We start from the raw sequence: 21,353 nt of genomic DNA on the forward strand, positions 1-21,353 counted from the left end.
CACGGGCTGCCCTATAATCCCGGGCAATTAGCTTGTGGAGCCTGCCATGCCGAATTTACGCCTCGCCGACCTGACCGCCGAAATCGAAGCCAACGTGCGCCGTGCGTTGCTCGAAGACGTTGGCAGTGGCGACATCACCGCCCAGTTGATCCCGGCCGAGCGCCTTGCCAAAGCCACTATCATTACCCGCGATGCGTGCGTCATCGCCGGCAGTGCCTGGGTCGATGCCGTGTTTCGTCAGCTCGATCCGCGGGTAGCGGTGCATTGGCAGGTAAAGGACGGCGAGCGTGCCCAGCCCAACCAGCCGCTGTTTCATCTGGAAGGACCCGCCCGCTCGCTGCTGACCGGGGAGCGCAGTGCGCTGAATTTCCTGCAATTGCTCTCGGGTGTGGCAACGCGCGCGCAGTTCTTCGCCGATAAAGTCGCCGATACCCAGGTCAAGCTGCTCGATACCCGCAAGACCCTGCCGGGCCTGCGCCTGGCGCAGAAGTACGCGGTCACCTGTGGCGGTTGCCACAATCATCGTATCGGTCTGTTCGATGCCTTCCTGATCAAGGAAAACCACATCGCCGCCAGCGGCGGAATTGCCCAGGCTATCAGCGCCGCCCACAAGATCGCGCCCGGCAAGCCGGTGGAAGTCGAAGTGGAAAGTCTGGAAGAGCTCGAGCAAGCCTTGGCTGCCGGTGCCGACATCGTCATGCTCGACGAACTGAGCCTGGACGACATGCGCGAAGCCGTGCGCCTGAATGCCGGCAAGGCCAAGCTTGAGGCCAGCGGGGGCGTAAACGAAGACACCCTGCGGGTGATTGCCGAGACCGGCGTGGACTACATCTCCATTGGTGCCATGACCAAGGATGTGAAGGCTGTGGACTTGTCCATGCGTCTGAGCCTGTAAACGCATTGCGGGGCAATCCCGCTCCTACCGGCTAGTGCAGCCACCGGTGGGAGCGGGATTGCCCCGCAATTTTTGCTACAGCAGAATCAAGCGTTCTGCAGACCGTCCAGGTAGCGCTCGACATCCAGCGCAGCCATGCAACCAGCACCGGCCGAGGTGATCGCCTGGCGATACACGTGGTCGGCTACGTCGCCCGCGGCAAACACGCCTTCAACGTTGGTAGCGGTAGCATTGCCATCACGCCCACCGTTTACCACCAGATAGCCATCCTTCAAGGTCAGCTGACCTTCGAACAGCGAAGTGTTCGGGGTATGACCGATAGCGATGAACACGCCGTCAACCTTGATTTCATCGAAGCTGCCATCGTTGTTCTTCAGACGAGCACCGGTGACACCCATGTCGTCGCCCAGAACTTCGTCCAGGGTGGCGTTGAGCTTCAGCTCGATCTTGCCTTCAGCCACACGTGCGTTGAGCTTGTCGACCAGGATTTTCTCGGCGCGGAACGTTTCGCGGCGGTGAACCAGCGTAACCTTGCTGGCGATGTTGGCCAGGTACAGGGCTTCTTCAACAGCGGTGTTACCGCCACCGACGACTGCCACTGGCTTGTTGCGGTAGAAGAAACCATCGCAGGTCGCGCAGGCAGAAACACCTTTGCCCATGAACGCTTCTTCCGATGGCAGGCCCAGGTAGCGAGCGCTGGCACCGGTAGCGATGATCAGGGCATCGCAGGTGTAGGTGGCGCTGTCACCTTTGAGGGTGTACGGCTTGCTGGCCAGGTCAACGGCGTTGATGTGATCGAACACCACTTCGGTCTCGAAGCGTTCGGCGTGTTCCTGCATACGCTGCATCAGTGCCGGACCAGTCAGGCCATGGGCATCGCCCGGCCAGTTGTCGACTTCCGTGGTGGTGGTCAGCTGGCCGCCAGCCTGCATGCCGGTAATCAGCAGCGGCTTGAGGTTGGCACGTGCGGCGTACACGGCGGCACTGTAACCGGCAGGGCCGGAGCCAAGAATAATCACACGCGAATGACGAACTTCAGACATGACGCTCTCCTGTCAAAGCGGGCGCTGGATTGCCCGCTTCGTATCGCCGGGGTGGCCGGCTGGGATAAAAAAGAACCTGCGAAGCACTTGGGGAAGGCTTTTGGCCGCAGGTTCTGAAAACCGTTTAAACGCAGCCTTACAGGCTGGCGGCGTTTTCCGCCAGGTAGTCGGCAACGCCTTTGGCATCAGCCTTCATACCTTTCTGGCCCGGACGCCAGCCAGCAGGGCAAACTTCGCCGTGCTGCTCGGTGAACTGCAGTGCTTCGACCAGACGGATCATCTCGTCGACTTCACGACCCAGCGGCAGGTTGTTGACAACCTGGTGCTGGACCACGCCTTGCTGGTCGATCAGGAACGAGGCACGCAGTGCTACGCCAGCATCGTGTTCGATACCGTAGGCACGGGTGATTTCGTGCTTGACGTCGGCAACCATGGTGAATTCGACTTCGCCGATACCACCCTTCTCCACCGGCGTGCTGCGCCAGGCGTGGTGAGTGAACTGCGAATCGATGGAGACACCTACCACTTCAACACCCAGCTCACGGAATTTATCCATGCGGTTGTTGTGGGCAATAATTTCCGACGGGCAGACAAAGGTGAAGTCCAGCGGCCAGAAGAACAGCACGACGTATTTGCCGCGCAGCGAGGAAAGCTTGAAGCTGTCGACGATAGAACCGTCGCCCAGAACTGCCGCCGCATCGAAATCAGGGGCTTGCTTGTTGACCAGAATGCTCATGAAAACTCCTTGAAGATCAGAATTCGAAGGCGTTGAAAAATATGTGCGCACTTTAGCGAGGCCGCAGAGATTAAGGAAATATCCTTAGACAATCCACCTTATAGGCCGGCTCTATTCATCATCAGGGACTACAGCTGTTTGCCTATGACAGTACGCCTAGCCAGGAGCCGAGCTTTGTTACAGCCCGTTTCCTCCATAGCGCCGCGCTTTCGCCAGCCGCTCAAACTCGGTAAGGTCAGCGCGTTTGCCTTTACCCGGAGTTCTCTATGCAAGCCCCTGTACTCTCTGGCCCTCAGTACCTGCGTGAAGGACTGAATCTGGTCCTGAGCCCGAGCCTGCGCCTATTCGTATTGCTGCCTCTGGCAGTCAACCTGCTGCTGTTCGTCGGTTTGATCTATTTCGCTGGCCATCAATTCAGCCTCTGGGTCGATTCACTCATGCCAAGCCTGCCGAGCTGGCTGAGCTTTCTCAACTACGTGCTGTGGCCATTGTTCGTCGCACTGGTGGTGTTGATGGTGTTCTTCACCTTCACGTTGCTGGCGAACATTATCGCTGCGCCCTTCAACGGCTTTCTCGCTGAAAAGGTCGAAGTGGTCGTACGCGGCACGGATGACTTCCCGGCCTTCAGCTGGGCCGAACTGACCGCCATGGTCCCGCGCACCCTCAGCCGCGAGATGCGCAAGCTGGGCTACTTCCTGCCGCGGGCCCTGGCGCTTTTCGTCCTGTCGCTGATTCCAGTGGTCAACATCATCGCCGCGCCGCTGTGGCTGCTGTTCGGTATCTGGATGATGGCGATCCAGTACATCGACTACCCGGCCGACAACCACAAGATGAGTTGGCAAGACATGCTCGCCTGGCTGCGCGAAAAGCGCTGGCAGAGCCTGGGCTTTGGTGGCATCACCTATCTGGCGCTGATGATTCCTTTCGTCAACATCCTGATGATGCCCGCCGCGGTTGCTGGCGCCACCTTGTTCTGGGTGCGCGAGCGCGGAGCCGAAACAGCAGCAGTACAGAAACGCTGATATCGGCGTTGATCTGTATCACGGCAGCAAACCCCTACATGGAACATGGTTATTAAAACTATAAGCCTGTAGGGGAGTGCACCATGTTTAGACCACTGATGCTGATGTTCGGGTTAATGGCGGGAGGACAGGCATGGGGCTCAGCCCCTGCCAACGAGCCCATCTTGCCGGTACAACCGGCGAAGATCACCAATGCAGCCAAGGTTGAGCTGGGCAAGCAGTTGTTCTTTGATCCACGCCTGTCCAAGTCCGGCTTCATTTCCTGCAACTCTTGCCACAACCTGAGCATGGGCGGTAGCGATAACCTGCCAACCTCCATCGGTCACAACTGGCATCAAGGCCCGATCAACTCCCCTACCGTGCTCAACTCGAGCATGAGCGTCGCCCAGTTCTGGGATGGCCGCGCCGCTACCCTCAAAGAGCAGGCCGGTGGGCCCATCGCCAACCCCGGAGAAATGGGCTTCACCCACGACCTGGCGGTGGACGTGCTGCGCTCGATTCCCCAGTACAAAGCATCGTTCAAGCAGGTGTACGGCAATGACAACGTCACCATCGACGAGGTAACCGACGCCATTGCAGCCTTCGAAGAAACCCTGGTCACACCCAACGCTCCATTCGATCGTTGGCTGAAGGGGGACAAAAAAGCCATCAGCGCCACCGCCGAGAAAGGCTATCAGTTGTTCAAAAGCATCGGCTGCGTCGCTTGCCATAATGGCGAAGCCGTAGGTGGCGCCTCGTTCCAGAAAATGGGCATGGTCGAACCCTATGCCACCAAAAACCCGGCCCAAGGTGTCGCGGGGCTGACCGGCAAGGATCAGGACCGTATGATGTTCAAGGTGCCGACGCTGCGTAACGTCGCGTTGACCTACCCCTACTTCCATGACGGCGCCTACTGGCAACTGGAAGAAGCAGTGGATGTGATGGCGCGGTTGCAATTGGGGCGCAAGTTGAGCGGTGACGAGGTCTCCCAGATCGTCGCCTTCCTCGATACGCTGACCGGCGATCAACCGAGTTTCAAACTGCCAATACTGCCACCGTCTTCGGCGCAAACGCCGCGTCCGGCACCGTTCAACTGAGCCACATCGGCTTGGTCAATGCGGGCGCCTGCCTTGTGTGCAAGGCAGGCGCCCGTACTCAGACGTTCAGTTGACTTGAAAACTGCCCCACGGCATTGACGACCTTTTTCGCCCCGTCCTGGATTTCAACGATCACCGTACCGGTGTGACCGGCAAGCATCAGCCCCTCCTCGGCCTGACGCTTGCTGCTGTCGATGATATCCACCGCAGCCTTGGCCAACTGCTCGTTCTGCTGCACCACCCGGGCGATTTCCTCGGTGGCCGTGCTGGTGCGCGAAGCCAACTGCCGTACTTCGTCGGCTACAACGGCAAAGCCGCGCCCCTGCTCTCCGGCGCGAGCTGCCTCGATGGCGGCATTGAGGGCCAACAGGTTGGTTTGTCCGGCGATGTCACTGATGGTCTTGATGATCGAACCGATGACCTGCGACTGCTTGTTCAGCGCTTCGATACCCTCCGCCGCTTCCTGCATGCACGACTCCAGGCCACGCATGACATCGACGGTCTGGGTCACCACATCCGTAGCCTTGCGCGCACTGCTGTCGGTTTCCAGCGAGGTGGTGTAGGCGATATCGGCCGCTGCAGCCACGGCAATTTCCTGATTGACCTGTTCGGTGATCACGGTAGCGAACTTGACCACTTTGTAGAGTACGTCATGAGCATCGATGATCGGGTTATAGGACGCTTCCAGCCAGACCACCCGGCCATGCGCGTCCACACGCTTGAAGCGTTCGGCAACGAACTGACCGTGGCGCAAACGCTCCCAGAACGCATGGTAGGCAGTGGAGTTGTACTCCTGCGGCTCACAGAACATACGGTGATGTTTGCCGACAACTTGCTCCAGGCGATAGCCCATGGTCTGCAGGAAGCGGTCATTGGCGGTCAGTACTTCGCCCTGCAGATTGAACTCGATCACGGCAGTAGAGCGCATCAGTGCCTTGATCAGGCTCTCATGTTCACGCGAGGTCTCGATCGTACGGGTCAGATCACTGGAGTGCAGAGTGAAAAACTTGAGGCGTCCCTCACTGTTTTTCACCGGCTGCAGAATGGAGCGCAGCCAAGCCTCTTCACCATTGCCGCGCAGCAGGCGAAACGCACCGTTGAGGTGCTCGCCGCGAGTAATTGCAGCCTTCATGCGCTGGTAGAAATCCAGTTGCTTGACGTGAGGCGGGATTATTTCCTCGATATTACGGCCAATCAGTTGATGGCTGCTGTAGATCATTTCCTTTTCGAAATTGCTGTTGACCGATTCAATCCGCCCCTGAGGGTCAAGCTCCAGAACCAGCATCTCGCTGTCCAGACTGCTTTTGACCTGCTCCATCGACAGCAGCTCTTCGCGCAACTTGAGGTTTTCTTTTTTCAGTTTGCTGTTGAACATCAACGCTCTCCTGGAGCGAAATCGGTCATTCGAGTGCCTCTGCATCGGCAGATCGGCACACATTCTTGAGTACCCGCCTGGGAAATATTTTCAGCCAGCAAGCACTAAAAACCGGGCATCACAAATCAGTCATCAATATGTCATTGCTGCGCAATCGAGGCCGCTGAAACTGGCCTTATGAGCGCCCCATCCCTGCACGTCACCCTGGTCAGCGAAACCTTCCCACCGGAAATCAATGGCGTGGCAATTACCCTTGGCCACTTGATCGAGGGGTTGTGCCAGCGAGGCCATCACGTCGAGCTGATCCGCCCACGTCAGGCGGAGGATCCGCCGGGTGACAAAAGTGACTGGCAATTGCTCTGCCGAGGCTGGCCGTTACCGGGCTATCCAGGATTGCAATGGGGCCAGGTTTCTATGCACAAGCTGATGCGACGCTGGCGCAGACAGCGTCCAGACGTGCTGTACATCGCCACCGAAGGGCCGCTGGGCTTAAGTGCTCTGAGGGCGGCGCGCAGGCTGGGAATAGCCGTGATCAGCGGCTTTCACACCAACTTTCACCAGTATTCGAGCGAGTATGGGCTGGGGATGCTGGCCAGGTTGCTTACCCACTACCTACGCGCGTTCCACCGTCGTACCCATACCACCCTGGTAGCAAGCGTCAGCCAGCATCTTGAACTAGGACGTCGCGGTTTCGACAACCTCACGCTGATGGGCCACGGCGTGGACAGCCAATTGTTCAAGCCGGGAAGGCGAAGCCAGGCATTGCGTGAACAGTGGGGACTGGGAAACGACGACATCGCGTTATTGCATGTCGGACGTCTGGCGCCGGAGAAAAACCTCGGCGTGCTGCAACACTGCCTGCACGCAGCACAGAAAAACTATCCACAGCGACGCATCAAGTTGATTGTGGTCGGTGATGGCCCGCAGCGCAGGGCTTTGCAACAGCAGCTACCTGACGCCTTGTTCTGCGGAGCCCAACGCGCTGAAGCCCTGGCCGAACATTACGCGTCCGGGGATATTTTCCTATTCCCCAGCCTGACCGAAACCTTCGGCAACGTGGTGCTTGAAGCAATGGCAGCGGGGCTGGCAGTGGTGGCCTACGATCAGGCAGCCGCCGCCCAGCACATCCGGCACGGCCACAGCGGTGCGCTGGCCATGCCGGGCGACGAAGCAGCTTTTATCGATGCCTGTAACTGGCTGCTCAATGACCCCGAAGCGTTACGACGAGTACGCTTGAACGCCCGACAACACGCCAGCCGGCAAGGCTGGTCAGCAGTTGTCGAGCAGTTCGAGGGCCATCTTCACGCTGCCTGTCGCCAAGGCCGCAACGTAATGCAGCCACCGCCGCCAGCGCTGATCATCAAGCCAGAGTCGTCAACGCTTCACGGCTGAATGGCAAAATGTCCTGCTCGCGCCCATCGCGCACCTTGGCCGCCCAATCCGGATCGACCAGCAACGCACGCCCTACTGCTACCAGGTCGAACTCATCATTGCTCAGACGCACCAGCAGGTTTTCCAGACTGGCCGGCTGCGCCACCTTGTCAGTGGCCACCATGAACTGCAGGAACTCGCCATCCAGGCCAACGCTCCCCACGGTAATGGTCGGTTTCCCGGTGAGCTGGCGAGTCCAGCCAGCAAGGTTCAGGTCAGAGCCTGCGAACTCTGGCTCCCAGAAGCGGCGAGTGGAGCAATGGAAAATGTCCACACCGGCATCGGCCAGCGGCTGCAAAAATGCACCCAGCGCTTCGGCGCTTTCAACCAGACGGGCACTGTAGTCCTGCTGCTTCCACTGCGAGAAGCGGAAAATGATCGGGAAATCAGCACCCACGGCGGCCCGTACAGCCTGGATCAGCTCGATGGCAAAACGCGAACGTCCAGCCAAATCGCCACCATACTCGTCGGTACGTTGATTACTGCCGGCCCAGAAAAACTGATCGATCAGATAGCCGTGGGCACCATGAATCTCCACGCCGTCCATGCCGATGGCTTGAGCGTCACGAGCAGCCTGGGCAAAGGCTTCGATAACCTCACGAATATCGTCATGGCTCATGCCATGGACCGCTACCTGGCCGTCCTTGATCTTCTCACTTGGGCCGTAGCCCGGCACGCTGGCATCAGGCTCGGTGCCCACACGCCGCACACTGCCCACGTGCCAGAGCTGCGGAACGATACGTCCGCCTTCGGCATGCACGGCATCAACCACCTGTTTCCAACCCGCCAGTGCGTCTTCACCGTGAAAGCGTGGAACGTTCGGGTAACCGTTAGCGGCTTTATGATCGACGGTGGTGCCTTCGGTAATGATCAGCCCGACACCTGCAGCGGCACGTCGACGGTAGTACTCGACGACCTTGGCGTGGGGCACGCCACCGGGGCAGAACGTGCGGGTCATCGGCGCCATCACCACACGGGTTGGCAGCTCAAGAGAGCCCAGTTGGAAAGGGGTGAACAGTGCAGTAGCGGACATGCGACGCTCCAAAGAAGTAGGAATGCGCCAAAGCATAGGGTCAGCGGTGTGGGTGGCCCAGCACTATTGATTTGAGTGATTTAACAGCATCGCGGGCCAAACCCACTCCCACAGTCTCATGGGAGAGGGCTTGTCCCGCGATCAGATCGACTAATCCAACGCCTTTTCGATCGCCTGCACCACGGTCGCATCATCCGGTGCGGTGCGCGGTGAGAAACGTGCCAGCACCCGACCGTCCTTGCCCACCAGGAATTTCTCGAAGTTCCAGGTAATGTCGCCAGGGAACTCGGCCCCTTCACCGGCGAGCAGACGATACAACTGGTGGCGTTCAGCGCCGTTGACGTCCAGCTTGCTGCCCAGCGGAAAGCTCACTCCGTAATTCAGGCTGCAAAACTGCTGGATTTCTTCTTCAGTGCCCGGCTCCTGCCCGGCAAACTGGTTGCATGGCAAGCCCAGCACACTGAAACCTTTGCCTTTGTATTGCTGATAAAGGTTTTCCAGCGCTGCATATTGCGGGGTCAGGCCACACTTGGAGGCGACATTGACCACCAGCACCACCTGGCCCTTGAACGGCGCCAGAGGCAACTCCTGCCCATTCAACGCCTGCAACTTCAGGTCGTGAAATGCACTCATGACGTACTCCCCTCTCCAGATCCCGGTTGCCGCTGCAGGCTGCAATCAGTAACACCAGCCCATTAAAAAAGCGCCCTGCCAAGCCGTCTTCCCCTATCTGGAGTGCGACGGACTTGCCCGGGCGCCTTCGCGACTCTCTGAGCTTAGCGCAGAAAATCAGTGGTGATGGCCACCTTCGCCATGGACGTGGCCATGAGCTACTTCTTCTTCGCTGGCGTCACGAATGGTGATGACCTTGACCTTGAAGTTCAGGCGCTGACCCGCCAGTGGGTGGTTGCCGTCGACAGTTACGTCGTCGCCATCCAGATCACGGATGGTAACGATCTGCATCTGGCCATCTGGAGCAGAAGCGTGGAACTGCATGCCCACTTCCAGTTGGTCGACGCCTTCGAACATGCTGCGGTTCAGGGTGCTGACCAGTTCGGCCAGGTATTCGCCGTAGGCGTCTTCTGGTTCGATGGCAACTTCCAGTTCGTCACCGGCAGTTTTACCTTCCAGGGCTTTTTCCAGGCCAGGAATGATGTTGCCTGCGCCATGCAGGTAAACCAGCGGAGCGCCGCCGGCGGAGCTGTCGATGACCTCACCAGCGTCGTTGGTGAGGGTATAGTCGATGGAGACAGCCTTGTTGGCGGCGATCAGCATGGGGCGAGACCTTTTGCATAAGAATGTAGAGCAACAAGTGTAACCAACGCATCGCTTGAAAGCGAACGCAACCCGGACCAACGGGCCCCCGCACCTGGCCTGCAGGAGCAGGTTTGCCCTGCGATAGAATGTCGCGGGCAGGTGGCCGGCAATCGCGGAACAAGCCCGCTCCGGCGCAATACCCGCTATCGGCTGGGTGTCGATAACGATACCCTTGGCAATTGAATTTTTTGCCACAGCTCTTTTCGAGAAGCTCGCATGCAGACATTTTTCATCGCGCCGACCGACTTTGGTGTCGGCCTGACCTCCATCAGTCTCGGCCTGGTTCGTACCCTGGAGCGCGCCGGCCTGAAAGTCGGCTTCTTCAAGCCGATTGCCCAACCGCACCCTGGCGACACCGGCCCGGAGCGCTCCACCGAGCTGGTTGCCCGCACCCACGGCCTCAAGCCACCCCAGCCATTGAGCCTGGGTCATGTCGAACGCATGCTCGGTGATGGTCAGCTGGATGAATTGCTCGAAGAAATCATCACCCTGTATCAGCAGGCATGCATTGGCAAGGACGTGGTGGTGGTCGAGGGCATGGTCCCTACCCGCCACGCCAGCTATGCCGCTCGGGTCAACCTGCACCTGGCCAAAAGCCTGGATGCCGAGGTAATTCTGGTATCGGCGCCGGAAAACGAAGTGCTCACCGAGCTGTCCGGCCGAGTCGAGTTGCAGGCGCAACTGTTCGGCGGCCCGAAAGACCCGAAAGTGCTAGGTGTGATCCTCAACAAAGTGCGCACCGACGAAAGCATGAACGTGTTCGCCGACCGCTTGAAAGAGCACTCGCCGTTGCTACGCGGTGGTGACTTCCGCCTGTTGGGCTGCATTCCCTACCAGGCAGACCTCAACGCCCCACGCACCCGCGATGTGGCCGAGTTGCTCGGTGCCCAAGTGCTCAACGCTGGTGACTACGAACAGCGGCGGATGAACAAGATCATTATCTGCGCCCGAACCGTGGCCAACACCGTGCCCCTGCTCAAGCCGGGCACCCTGGTGGTAACACCGGGTGACCGTGACGACATCATCCTCGCGGTAAGCCTGGCAGCGATCAACGGCGTACCGCTTGCTGGTCTGCTGCTGACCAGCGACAGCAAGCCTGACCCGCGCATTCTCGAACTGTGCCAGGGCGCTTTGCTGGCAGGCCTGCCGATTCTCTCGGTGAGCACCGGCTCCTACGACACCGCCAACCAATTGAACCAGCTCAACAAGGAAATCCCGGTGGATGACCGCGAGCGTGCGGAAATCATCACCGACTTCGTCGCCAGTTACTTGGATGCCGACTGGCTGCACCTGCGCTGCGGTACCCCACGCGAGCTGCGACTGTCGCCAGCGGTGTTCCGTTATCAGTTGATCCAGCGCGCCCAACAAGCCAACAAGCGCATCGTCTTGCCTGAGGGCGCCGAGCCGATGACCGTGCAGGCTGCGGCCATTTGCCAGGCCCGCGGCATCGCCCGCTGCGTGTTGCTGGCCAAGCCTGACGATGTACAGGCCGTGGCGCGGGCTCAGGGCATCACCTTGCCCGAAGGTCTGGAAATACTTGACCCGGACCTGATTCGCGAGCGCTATGTAGAACCGATGGTCAGCTTGCGCAAAAGCAAGAGCCTGAACGCCCCCATGGCCGAGCAACAACTTGAAGACCCGGTAGTGATCGGCACCATGATGCTGGCACTGGACGAAGTCGATGGCCTGGTTTCCGGGCTGGTCCACTCTACTGCCAACACCATCCGCCCCGCCTTGCAACTGATCAAGACTGCGCCGGGCTGCAGCCTGGTGTCTTCGGTGTTTTTCATGCTGTTTCCCGAACAGGTCCTGGTGTACGGCGATTGCGTAATGAATCCGCACCCTACCGCCAATGAATTGGCAGAGATCGCCTTGCAAAGTGCCGACTCGGCCGAAGCCTTCGGCATCGCTCCACGCGTGGCAATGATCAGTTATTCCAGCGGTGAGTCGGCTAGCGGCGAAGAAGTGCAGAAGGTGCGCGAGGCCACCTTGCTGGCGCAGGAAACTCAACGCAATCTGCAGATCGATGGCCCCTTGCAGTACGACACGGCCGCCAACCTGCAGATCGCTCGCGAACTGGCGCCCAACAGCCAGGTAGCGGGCCGTGCGACGGTCTTCGTGTTCCCCGACCTGAACACCGGCAACACGACCCACAAGGCAGTGCAACGCAGCGCCGACTGTGTAAGCCTTGGGCCGATGCTGCAAGGCCTGCGTAAACCGGTCAACGATCTGCCACGCGGCGCCCAGGTCGATGACATCGTCTACACCATTGCCCTGACTGCGATTCAGGCCAACCGCTCACTGGATAGCTGACCATGCTCGGATTTCTACCCGCGCCGCTGCGCGGGGTAATAGCCTCGTTGTTGCTAGGCCTCAACACCATCGTCTGCTGCACGCCGTTGTTCATCGTCAGCCTGTTCAAACTGTGCCTGCCGTTCGCGGCGGCGCAGCGGGTTACCGATGAACTGATGCGGCACATCCACGAAGCCTGGATCAGCAACAACAACGCCTGGATCAATCTGCTGGGCAAAGCCCGCTGGCAGGTCGAAGGTTTGGCTGGGCTGGACTATCAGCACAGCTATCTGATCACCAGTAATCATCAAAGCTGGGTGGATATCCTGGTCCTGCAGTACGTGCTAAATCGACGTATTCGCCCGTTGAAGTTCTTCCTCAAGCAGGTACTGATATGGGTGCCAGTGATAGGCCTGGCCTGGTGGGCCCTGGGTTTTCCGTTCATGAAGCGCTACACCAAGGCGTATCTGGCCAAGCACCCGGAAAAGGCCGGTAAAGACCTGGAGACCACCCGGCGAACCTGTGCCAAGTTCCGTGGCAAACCCACCGCCATTTTCAACTTCGCCGAAGGCACCCGCTTCGCCCTGGGCAAACACCACCAACAGCAATCGCCCTTCAAGCATTTACTCAAGCCCAAGGCTGGCGGCATCGCCTTCGTGCTCGATGCCATGGGCGAACAGTTGCAGTCGATCGTCAACGTCACCCTCCATTACCCAGCCGGCGCACCCGGGTTCTGGGACCTGTTGTGCGGGCGAGTGAAGCACTTTGTCGTACATCTCGAAGAGCTGGCCATTCCGGCTGAATTCCTGGGTAAAAACTACGACCAGGATGAAGCCTACCGCTTGGCCTTCCAGCAATGGATCAACCAGCTGTGGCAAGACAAAGACGCCCTGCTCGAGCGCCTCAAGGCCCAACACCCTGCCTGAGTAAACCTGCCCTGCCCAAGCGGGAAGTTTTCTTCCCCTTGGGACTGAGTCAAATCAACAGAAAATCACCTAGCGCTTCCAAGTTTCCTTTCAGCATCTATGCTCTCTCCACGATGTTTCTCAATAGCCATCACATGGAAAGCATGCCTATGAAACCGCTGCGCACCCTGACTCACGCCATTGCTCTCGCTTCGCTCATGACTGCAGCCAGTTTCTCGGTGCAGGCGCAGGATATCCTGATCAGTGGCACGGCCATTGAGGATGATGTGGTAACCAAAGTATTGGCGATCGACATGGACAAGCGCCTGGTAACGGTCGCAGGCCCGAATGACACCCAGGTCCCGATTCAGGTTTCAGAACAGGCCAAGGCGCTGGGCAACCTGAAGGTCGGCGATGATGTAAACGTGCATGTAACCCGCTCTGTGGCGACGGTGCTGGATACCAACGTCGGCGGCGAGCCAGGTGCCAGCAAGGAAGCCGGAATCATCCGCGCCACCAAGGAAAACCCCAATCCGGGCGGCGAAGCGTTCCGCCAGATCAAAATTACCTCGAAGATCACCAAGATCGACCTGAAGTCTCACGAAGTCACCCTGATGCCGCCAGAAGGCCCGCAGAAAGTGGTGAAAGTTGAAGACCCAGAACTGCAGGCTCGGATGAAAAACCTCAAGGTGGGTCAGACTGTCGACATCGTCTTCACCGATGTACTGAAGATCACCACCAAACACTGACCACTGTGATTAGGAACGGGCTTACCCTACGATTGCGAACTGGCTGTTACATCGCATCCCAGGATAAGCCCGCTCCCGCAGTGGTGAGTTGCAGTTAGCGCATTGTGCGACTCTCCAGGCCATCGAGCAACGAATCGATCAGGCCCTTGGCCATTTCCATTGAATGCAAGGACGACTGGACGAATCCTCGGCCAGGCTCGCGGGTGTATTCAACCGCCAGTGGCGCGGTCATGCTCGCGCACTTCAGATACAGCGCTGCATGCACCAAGGCATCTTCGACATTGACTCCTCTGCACACGGAAAATAACGGCGGATGGCCTACATCACAGAGGCCAAAAGGGGTTTCCGTGGTTTCGAGGAGGTGAAATTCTGGAAGATCGGGAACAGTTTTCTTCATGATGGAACTCCTTTTGAAGTGGAGCCACCACCAAATCGTCGCCAAACGAATGGGTGGCGGCTGTACGCGGGTTGGCGAACCGAGACAAAAGGAAAACCCGGCAGGGCGAAAGCCCTCCCGCGCACAGCCACCATAAAAACTATGGTGAGGTCTTTTGTTCGCTCCGAGTCGCCAAACCCGATCGCTGATAATGCAGCGACCCAATTAGCCTAGTGGCGTACTTCCCTCGGAGCAATCATCTGCAGAGCGACAGAATTCGTAGGATAGGTCCTAGGAACCAAGCAAAGCCAGTACAAGCCTGTTGCAGACCGCTTTTACCGACAGCAATTCAGAAAAAAGGGGAGCCATTTGGCTCCCCTTCTTACATTCGCTGAAACTTACTGGTACTGCTGGCCAGGAATCGGCTTCAGGTTGACCTCTACACGACGGTTTTGCGCACGGCCATTGGCATCGGCGTTGCTCGCGATCGGCTGGTCAGGGCCCATGCCACGAGCGGTAACGCGGCTGGCGTCAACACCTTGGGAGGTCAGGTAAGACACGACCGATTGCGCACGACGCTGGGACAGGTCCATGTTGTGCTGGCGGCTGCCGGTGCTGTCGGTATAGCCCACGACTTCAATGGTGTTCTGGTTGAACTGCTTGAAGGAGTTGGCCAGGTTGTTCAGGGGCGAGTAGAAGCTTGGAGCAATGTTCGCCGAGTCGGTCGCGAAAGTGATGTTGCCCGGCATGATCAGCTTGATCTGATCGCCCTGACGCTGCACTTCTACACCGGTATTGGCCATGCTTTCACGCAAGGCAGCTTCCTGCTTGTCGGCGTAGTAGCCGTAACCTGCTGCGGCAGCCCCTACGGCAGCGGCACCAATCAACGCGCCCTTGCCACGATTGTTATGGTCGATGGCCGCACCGGCAATTGCACCGGCCAACGCGCCCAGGCCGCCGTACTTGGCGGTTTTGCTCATCCCGGTGGAGCCCTGTTGTGCCTGACCCTGACTGTCGTACGGGTTCTGGCTGGCACAGCCGGACATCAAGGCGGCAACAGTAGCGACGATAATCAAACGACGCATGGTGAACATGGACAAGCTCCTACTGAAATTCAAAAGTGCAGGCAGACCGATTAGCGGTTCTGTGCCAGCCTTGGATTGCGAAATAGTAAAAAAATTCCGTAACGCTCAAGCGCGTACGAATGGGTTCTGACGCATTTCGTCACCCAGACGAGTGTCCGGACCGTGCCCGGTGACTACCGTGGCGTCCTCATCCAGACTGTACAGACGCTGTTTGATCGAGCGAACGATAGTCGCTTGGTCACCGCCCCACAAATCAGTACGACCAATTCCCCGGCGGAACAAGGTATCACCGGCGATCAACAGCTTGGCATCGGCGAACCAGAAACTCATTGAGCCAGGCGTGTGCCCCGGCGTGTGCAGGGCCACGCCGCAACCACACGCCAGCTCTTCGTCATCGGCCAACCAGCTGTCTGGCGATGGCACCGGCGTGTAGGGCACGCCGAACATCTGACACTGCATTTCCAGGTTGTCCCAGAGGAACTGATCGTCCTTGTGCAGGTGCAAGGTTGCACCGGTCTTTTCCTTCAACTGCCCAGAGGCCAGGAAGTGATCCAGGTGTGCGTGGGTATGGATGATGCTCACCACCTTGAGGCCGTGCGCATCCAGGCGTGCGAGGATCTGTTCATGGTTGCCACCGGGGTCGACGACGATGGCCTTCTTGCTGATCGGGTCGCCGATGATGGTGCAGTTGCACTGCAACGGGCCGACAGGGAAGGTTTCGCGAATGAGCGCAGGTTTTCCGGATTCCATGGGTGCTCCTTGAACATTGATGGCCCATTTTGACGCAGTAAAAGAAAGTGGGCGACCACTTTGGCAGCAAGCCGATCAGAACGAGTGGAAGACCAGCATCCCTCCCTCGGCATCCGGGCTGGCGTCGGAAAAACCTTTTACAGCGTACAGCTGGACTTTCCATTGCTGGTTGAGCTTATGAGTGACAAATAACGTGAGCTCCTGGATTTGCGAACCGGTGGAAACCACTTTCTGCCGCCAATCGTAGGACGCTCCTGCAGTGGTGCGTACTGCGATGGGCGTGGCGAAACCCAGGCTGGCAAATACCGGATCATCAAAATCGCTATCGCGCGGGTCGCCGTATTTTTTCCAGCCCAGCGTAGCGAAGCCGGTTACCGGGCCAAATGCCTTGGCGACATCAACCTGAGCGGTATAGTCGGTCTCGCCCGTGCCCAAACACTGGTCTTCATCTGCGGTGGGGAACTTCACCTTTCCTATCAGATCCACGAAGACGCCATTTTCACTGCCATCGAGCAGCGCATAGCTTGCGCTGCCCACCGTATCGCCGAGGCCGCTTTCTACATCCCGACAACCACCGGGCAGTGGGTCTCCGTCCGGGCCCACTTCGGGGTTGGTAATCCGCAACCAGGGCACGGTCACTTTGTAGGTCATGGGCCCGGTTTCGTACTTGCCGACAACGGGCACGTACCAGATTTCCGAGGTGGTGTCGGTGCCATAGTCACCGCTTGAGTAATCGAAGCCAACAGCAGTACTGAACGTATCGGCCAGAGCCGGCAGGCTTAAACTGGCAAACAGGCTAGCGAGCAAAGTGAGCGTAGGTCTCATCATCACCTCAAGGCCGCGCAGGGAAACGCTATCAGGCCTTGTCAGCCTAGTTGCTTATCAGCAAATTGTTGGCTGCCGACAGGGCAGAAAAAACGCCGATACGCTCAGTCGGGGCGCTCTGCTTTCTCGGGCTTTTCGACTTTTTCGACCTTTTCCACTTTTTCGGGCTTCTCTACTTTCTCCGCCTTTTCGACCTTCTCAGGCTTCTCTACTTTCTCCGCCTTTTCGACCTTCTCAGGCTTCTCTACTTTCTCGACCTTTTCCACCTTCTCGGGCTTCTCTACTTTCTCGATCTTTTCCACCTTCTCGGGCTTCTCTACCTTTTCGGCCTTTTCCACCTTCTCAGGCTTCTCTATCTTTTCGGCCTTTTCTACCTTCTCAGGCTTATCTACCTTTTCGGCTTTCTCAACCTTCTCAACCTTCTCAACCTTCTCGACTTTTTCAGCCTTTTCGCCCTTTTCGGATCGTCCGCTGCGGTCTTCCTTTTCGGCTTGCTCAACTTTCTCGACGTGCTCTGATTTTCCAGAGTTATCCACAGCCTCAGGCGTGCCGCTGTCTTCGCGACCACTGCCATGGCTGCCGTCGTCACGGTCATCACCCCCGTGGCTGGCATCAGAACGAGCGCTCACGGTCACGCCACCCTTCCCGCTACTGCCGCTGCCCGAGTGGTCATCGTCGGAATGTTCGTGGTGACCGGAGCGGTCCCTGCCCGGTGTTTCGGCGCGCTCGCTGTGCAGTTCAACCCGAGTGGCACGCACCTCTCTAGCACCACTGAGCACGCCGCTCACTCGCACCCGCTGGTCAATTGCCAATGCCGAGCCCTGCTCACCGACAATTACCGTGTCGTGGCCCAGGGTCACATTGACGCCTCCCACTACCAGGCGCCGCTCCTGCCGGCCCTGCACCAGCCCTTCGATTACTACCTGATGCACTCTGGCGGTAAACGGCATGCTCGGATCGGGGCGACTCTGGGCGACTTCCAACTGGCGACCGGTCCACTGACCACGCACGAGCACTTCTTGCGCTGCCGTTACCCGGCTTCCCAGCTTCAGCCCTTGAAGGCTACCCGTGCGGTCCACCACGCCAATGGCGCTGGACTCCTTGAGGCCCGGCGCTCGCTCGATACGGCTGGCAACTACCTCGCCACGGGCATTGCGCAGGCCGCTGACCTTGACCGGTTCACCGGGTCGCAGGCCTTCTGCGACTCTTGCGCCCTTGGCCAGGTGCACGGGCTGGCCCATTACTCGCAGTGGCGAGGTGGTATTTGGCAGCTGCGTCAGCGGGCCTTCGTAAACGTTCAGGATCGAAATGCGTCCAGCCTCGAGGCCTCGCTTGCCGGCGAAAGACTCCACCGCCACTACCTGCCCGATTGCCAGGTTTGCGCTGCTGGCTGCGACGCCATTTTCACTCACCGGTACATCTTTGCCGTAATGCACCTCCACGCCATTGACGCAGATTGAAGCGAAGCCGGTTATGGTGCCGACGATACCGGTGCCGCCGGTTCCACCGGGAGACCAAATCGGCGCACCGGTACCACCCGTTCCACCCGGGCGTTGCTGGATTGGCGCACCGCTGCCGCCCATCCCCCCGTTATCACTCTGAATCCCCGTGCCGCCCACGCCGCCCGAGCGGGCCCCGGTGCCTCCCGTGCCTCCGGGAAACTGCAGGCTCGATGCGCCCGCCATACCAATCTCATCACGGCTGACGCAGGCCGGTGCTGCGCTGCCCAAGGAGCAGAACCCCAGGCCTGACAACAGCCCCAGGGCAGCAATAAAGGTATGAGCGCGGCGCAGGAGTGAGTTCATGAGCGAGGCGTCGTCGGCGAGTTAGGCTCAGTGTAGAAATAAAGCCCGATAGTGATGCGCTGGCGTGGCTCCAGGCTGGATAGATCGCGGTTTTCCAGACTTGCGGCAAGTCGGCTGAATTCGAGCAGCGTCTGCATGCCTTCACTGGCAACTGCATCACGCAGGACCTGGACACTGCCCGGGGCCAGCGCATCGTAGTGCACACTTCGTTCGAAGAAGGGCGGCTCCTCACCGCTGAGGTTATGAACAGCTGCGCTCGCATGGTCATGCAAGTTATGGCCGAGGTACGCCGCCTTCTCATCGAAGCCCTTCTGCGGCAAAAATGCCTGAGCCTCCAGGTGCACACAGTCTTGCTCATCGAGTCGCACCACGCCCAGGCGCAACCATTCATCGAGCACCACGCGCGCACGAATGTCCGTGCTGACTTTCGCAACCAAGGCATCAAACGAGGCTTCGCCGCCAACGCTCGCCAAGCGCGGCAGAGGTAAAGCCTGGCCAGTTTCTTTACAGAAAGGTGGACTATTGCTCCAGACATTGACCAGTTGGGCGCCCAAGGTGATGTTGTCGGGGAGTGCCATGCTGGAGGCGTCAGCCTCATGGCGTAAACGCCGGACGTCCTTGCGGTGCACACCGGTCAGTAGACTGATGCGGCTGTCACTTGGAACTTTGTCGTCCAGACGGAATTCTCGATCGGCCACATCAACGAATACCTCCTTGAGCAAATCGACAAACACCGTATAGGTGATGCCCTTGCGCAACATAAGACGCACCAGCGGACGCATGACTCGTCGCAGCGCGCTTATGAGGGAAGGTGCAAGTGTGGGCGATGGCATTGGGGACATTCCTTGACAGATGGTTGCAGTAATACAGTGCTCGTACAAAACCCGCCCCTGGGTTTTGTACGAGAACCCTCAGTCAGTCAACTTCTGCTGTTATCGTCTCCAGGCTCGCCGCCGACGTGATCGCCACGGTCATCACCCGGCTCGCCCCCCACATGATCACCACGATCATCACCAGGCTCGCCGCCAACATGATTGCCATGATCGTCTCCGGGCTCACCACCAACGTGATTGCCATGGTCATCGCCGGGCTCGCCACCCACATGATTGCCATGATCATCGCCAGGTTCTGAATGGTTGCTGCTGCGACCGGAGTTCGAGTTTCCGGCCTGCCCTTGGCCGGCGTCCCCATGGTCGCTACCACTATGGCCGCTGCCGCTATGACCGCTGCCACTGCTGCCGCCACTACCATTGCCAGCATGGCCGCCACCACTGCCGCTTCCACCATGGCCACCTGAACCTCCGCTTCCACCACCATGGCCGCCGCCACTGCCTCCGCCGTGACCACCTCCGCCGCCGCCACCATGACCACCGCCACCACCTCCACCGTGGCCTCCGCCACCACCTCCGCCGTGACCACCTCCGCCGCCGCCGTGACCACCTCCGCCGCCGCCATGACCACCGCCGCCGCCATGACCACCGCCGCCACCTCCGCCGTGGCCACCTCCGCCACCGCCATCTTTGGCGTATGCACTGGAATCATGGGAAATCGAATCGGGGAGCAGAACCATGGAGGCCGACAGCACGCCTCCAATCGCTATCGCCAACAATGCCTTGGTGAATAACTTGTGAGTGTGCATCTTCCGTCTCCTGGTCATTGCCGTGAGAAACGTCGAATAAAGTTGGAAATCGATGTTTGTTTTTCTACTTTATATTTTCGTGGGAAATTTTCCCACATCAAAAAACTAGACCTGTTCATCCACGGATTCAAGCGACGCAGGAGAAAGCCGACCAGTGGTGGCCAGATGAAGTGAACAAGGATTGCGCGGTGTAGCCGCCCCTAAACGGGTGCGGCTTTACGCAGGTCCGGCAGACGAATCAATGACCAGCCCCCTTCAGGCTCAGCCAATACCACTCGCACCCCGTGACTGAGTGAAGGGTCCAGCAGCCTCGGCGCCAGATCACCCACCATCCAGTTGGCTGTATTGGAAGCGATCACGCGGCCATCGGCGGAAACCAGCACCGCTTCATGCTCAAGGCGCATCAGGCTGCGTACCAGCATGCGTTCGACGTTGTGCAACGATAGGTCCAGCCCCGCCACGCCAACGAAACGCCCCTGCACGAAAATGGGCATGGTGAAGGTCAGCACATACATGTTGGTGCCGTAGAGGTCGACGTAGGGTCCCTCGACGCTGCTGTTACCGGAGTCACGCGGACGGCTGAACCAGGGTGCGGCGGTGTAATCGTAGAAGTTTTCCCGCCGACGATCGAAGTTGGGCCGCAGCGGCAGAGTCTTGCCTGCATCTGCCAGATACCACCATTCCAGGTGCATCGCCTGGTCGCTCAAGCTGCCCGGCTCAATAATCACCCCACCGCCACAGCCGAAGGCCCCTGTGGCCAATAGCTGCTGATCAATTGCCGGCCTGAGTAAAGCCAGGTCCTTGACGTTGGGTACACGGCCTTCAGAGAGTACGCGCTCCCAGATACCGATGGTTTCATCCACCAACTGGCGGACCTGGCTGAAGATGCTCTCCAGCGTGCTGTTGAGCTGCCGAGCGCAAGCACACAGGGGGTCGTTTTCGCTCAGGGCGAACATGGTATTACCTCACGCAGGGTTGGCTTTATTATTATCCGTTCGG

The 21,353-nt window shown here is 58.9% G+C and carries 21 protein-coding genes and 2 pseudogenes; 8 read left to right on the plus strand and 15 right to left on the minus strand.

Translation table 11 applies throughout. The features are described from left to right. Positions 1-46 precede the first annotated feature (46 nt). A complete protein-coding gene (gene nadC / locus D3Z90_RS22545; RefSeq protein ID WP_136478110.1) occupies positions 47-895 on the plus strand; it encodes a carboxylating nicotinate-nucleotide diphosphorylase in 849 nt (282 codons plus the stop codon). Between the two features lie 86 nt (positions 896-981). On the opposite strand, the gene trxB is transcribed toward nadC, so the two are convergent. Both trxB and D3Z90_RS22555 read right to left on the minus strand, forming a co-directional pair. Then, on the minus strand, positions 982-1,938 hold the full coding sequence (trxB, locus tag D3Z90_RS22550; RefSeq protein WP_136478111.1) for a thioredoxin-disulfide reductase: 957 nt from the start codon (positions 1,936-1,938) through the stop codon (positions 982-984). A 136-nt stretch (positions 1,939-2,074) separates the two neighbouring features. Further along, on the minus strand, positions 2,075-2,674 hold the full coding sequence (locus D3Z90_RS22555; RefSeq protein ID WP_133216766.1) for a peroxiredoxin: 600 nt from the start codon (positions 2,672-2,674) through the stop codon (positions 2,075-2,077). Between the two features lie 266 nt (positions 2,675-2,940). On the opposite strand from D3Z90_RS22555, the gene cysZ reads away from it, so the two are divergent. Further along, complete coding sequence (gene cysZ, locus D3Z90_RS22560; protein ID WP_136478112.1) at positions 2,941-3,696, plus strand: sulfate transporter CysZ; 756 nt, start codon at positions 2,941-2,943, stop codon at positions 3,694-3,696. 83 nt (positions 3,697-3,779) lie between these two features. Then, positions 3,780-4,772 (plus strand): cytochrome-c peroxidase, encoded by a 993-nt coding sequence (locus D3Z90_RS22565; protein WP_136478113.1) that lies wholly within the window; start codon positions 3,780-3,782, stop codon positions 4,770-4,772. Positions 4,773-4,830: 58 nt separating this feature from the next. Here the strand turns inward: D3Z90_RS22565 and D3Z90_RS27445 are convergent, their stop codons facing one another. Further along, positions 4,831-5,262 carry a methyl-accepting chemotaxis protein gene (locus tag D3Z90_RS27445; protein WP_371922332.1) on the minus strand — a complete coding sequence of 144 codons (432 nt, stop codon included), beginning with the start codon at positions 5,260-5,262 and terminating at the stop codon, positions 4,831-4,833. Positions 5,263-5,376: 114 nt separating this feature from the next. Then, a pseudogene (locus D3Z90_RS27450) lies at positions 5,377-6,210 on the minus strand (PAS domain-containing protein); the annotation flags it as partial. A gap of 114 nt (positions 6,211-6,324) precedes the next feature. On the opposite strand from D3Z90_RS27450, the gene D3Z90_RS22575 reads away from it, so the two are divergent. Then, positions 6,325-7,539 (plus strand): glycosyltransferase family 1 protein, encoded by a 1,215-nt coding sequence (locus D3Z90_RS22575; RefSeq protein ID WP_136478115.1) that lies wholly within the window; start codon positions 6,325-6,327, stop codon positions 7,537-7,539. On the opposite strand, the gene D3Z90_RS22580 is transcribed toward D3Z90_RS22575, so the two are convergent. From D3Z90_RS22580 to D3Z90_RS22590, 3 genes are all read right to left on the minus strand, one after another. Next, positions 7,508-8,611: an NADH:flavin oxidoreductase gene (locus tag D3Z90_RS22580; protein WP_136478116.1), complete on the minus strand. Its 1,104-nt coding sequence runs from the start codon at positions 8,609-8,611 to the stop codon at positions 7,508-7,510. The genes D3Z90_RS22575 and D3Z90_RS22580 overlap by 32 nt on opposite strands. Before the next feature lie 150 nt (positions 8,612-8,761). Beyond that, a complete protein-coding gene (locus tag D3Z90_RS22585) occupies positions 8,762-9,244 on the minus strand; it encodes a glutathione peroxidase (protein ID WP_136478117.1) in 483 nt (160 codons plus the stop codon). A 156-nt stretch (positions 9,245-9,400) separates the two neighbouring features. After that, positions 9,401-9,886, minus strand: a complete 486-nt coding sequence (locus tag D3Z90_RS22590; protein ID WP_136478118.1) for a peptidylprolyl isomerase — start codon at positions 9,884-9,886, stop codon at positions 9,401-9,403. On the opposite strand from D3Z90_RS22590, the pseudogene D3Z90_RS27250 reads away from it, so the two are divergent. The 4 genes and pseudogenes from D3Z90_RS27250 to D3Z90_RS22610 all read left to right on the plus strand — a co-directional run. Next, a pseudogene (locus tag D3Z90_RS27250) lies at positions 9,855-9,970 on the plus strand (DUF3565 domain-containing protein); the annotation flags it as partial. The gene D3Z90_RS22590 and the pseudogene D3Z90_RS27250 sit on opposite strands and share 32 nt — an antisense overlap. 174 nt (positions 9,971-10,144) lie before the next feature. Next, on the plus strand, positions 10,145-12,241 hold the full coding sequence (pta, locus tag D3Z90_RS22600) for a phosphate acetyltransferase (RefSeq protein ID WP_136478119.1): 2,097 nt from the start codon (positions 10,145-10,147) through the stop codon (positions 12,239-12,241). Positions 12,242-12,243: 2 nt separating this feature from the next. After that, a complete protein-coding gene (locus D3Z90_RS22605) occupies positions 12,244-13,146 on the plus strand; it encodes an acyltransferase (RefSeq protein ID WP_136478120.1) in 903 nt (300 codons plus the stop codon). A 149-nt stretch (positions 13,147-13,295) separates the two neighbouring features. Next, the gene (locus tag D3Z90_RS22610) at positions 13,296-13,874 is read left to right on the plus strand and encodes a hypothetical protein (RefSeq protein ID WP_136478121.1); all 579 of its coding nucleotides are present in this window, start codon (positions 13,296-13,298) and stop codon (positions 13,872-13,874) included. A 94-nt stretch (positions 13,875-13,968) separates the two neighbouring features. Here D3Z90_RS22610 and D3Z90_RS22615 read toward each other — a convergent pair whose 3' ends face one another. The 8 genes from D3Z90_RS22615 to D3Z90_RS22645 all read right to left on the minus strand — a co-directional run bounded on the left by D3Z90_RS22615 (position 13,969) and on the right by D3Z90_RS22645 (position 21,310). Next, entirely contained in the window at positions 13,969-14,271 is a 303-nt protein-coding gene (locus D3Z90_RS22615) for a DUF3077 domain-containing protein (protein WP_136478122.1), read from the minus strand. A 377-nt stretch (positions 14,272-14,648) separates the two neighbouring features. Further along, positions 14,649-15,344 carry an OmpA family protein gene (locus D3Z90_RS22620; protein ID WP_136478123.1) on the minus strand — a complete coding sequence of 232 codons (696 nt, stop codon included), beginning with the start codon at positions 15,342-15,344 and terminating at the stop codon, positions 14,649-14,651. 96 nt (positions 15,345-15,440) lie between these two features. After that, complete coding sequence (locus D3Z90_RS22625) at positions 15,441-16,085, minus strand: MBL fold metallo-hydrolase (RefSeq protein WP_136478124.1); 645 nt, start codon at positions 16,083-16,085, stop codon at positions 15,441-15,443. 75 nt (positions 16,086-16,160) lie between these two features. Next, positions 16,161-16,910 carry a hypothetical protein gene (locus D3Z90_RS22630; protein ID WP_136478125.1) on the minus strand — a complete coding sequence of 250 codons (750 nt, stop codon included), beginning with the start codon at positions 16,908-16,910 and terminating at the stop codon, positions 16,161-16,163. Positions 16,911-17,014: 104 nt separating this feature from the next. Beyond that, positions 17,015-18,715: a DUF5666 domain-containing protein gene (locus D3Z90_RS22635; RefSeq protein WP_256658272.1), complete on the minus strand. Its 1,701-nt coding sequence runs from the start codon at positions 18,713-18,715 to the stop codon at positions 17,015-17,017. Beyond that, positions 18,712-19,548: a DUF6502 family protein gene (locus D3Z90_RS22640; protein WP_136478126.1), complete on the minus strand. Its 837-nt coding sequence runs from the start codon at positions 19,546-19,548 to the stop codon at positions 18,712-18,714. The genes D3Z90_RS22635 and D3Z90_RS22640 overlap by 4 nt, the downstream gene beginning before the upstream one ends. Before the next feature lie 86 nt (positions 19,549-19,634). After that, complete coding sequence (locus tag D3Z90_RS26880) at positions 19,635-20,354, minus strand: hypothetical protein (protein WP_256658273.1); 720 nt, start codon at positions 20,352-20,354, stop codon at positions 19,635-19,637. Between the two features lie 200 nt (positions 20,355-20,554). Continuing rightward, positions 20,555-21,310, minus strand: a complete 756-nt coding sequence (locus D3Z90_RS22645) for a cache domain-containing protein (protein WP_136478127.1) — start codon at positions 21,308-21,310, stop codon at positions 20,555-20,557. Positions 21,311-21,353: the final 43 nt, after the last annotated feature.

Source organism: Pseudomonas sp. DG56-2 (assembly GCF_004803755.1).
Classification (GTDB): Bacteria; Pseudomonadota; Gammaproteobacteria; order Pseudomonadales; family Pseudomonadaceae; genus Aquipseudomonas; species Aquipseudomonas auratipiscis.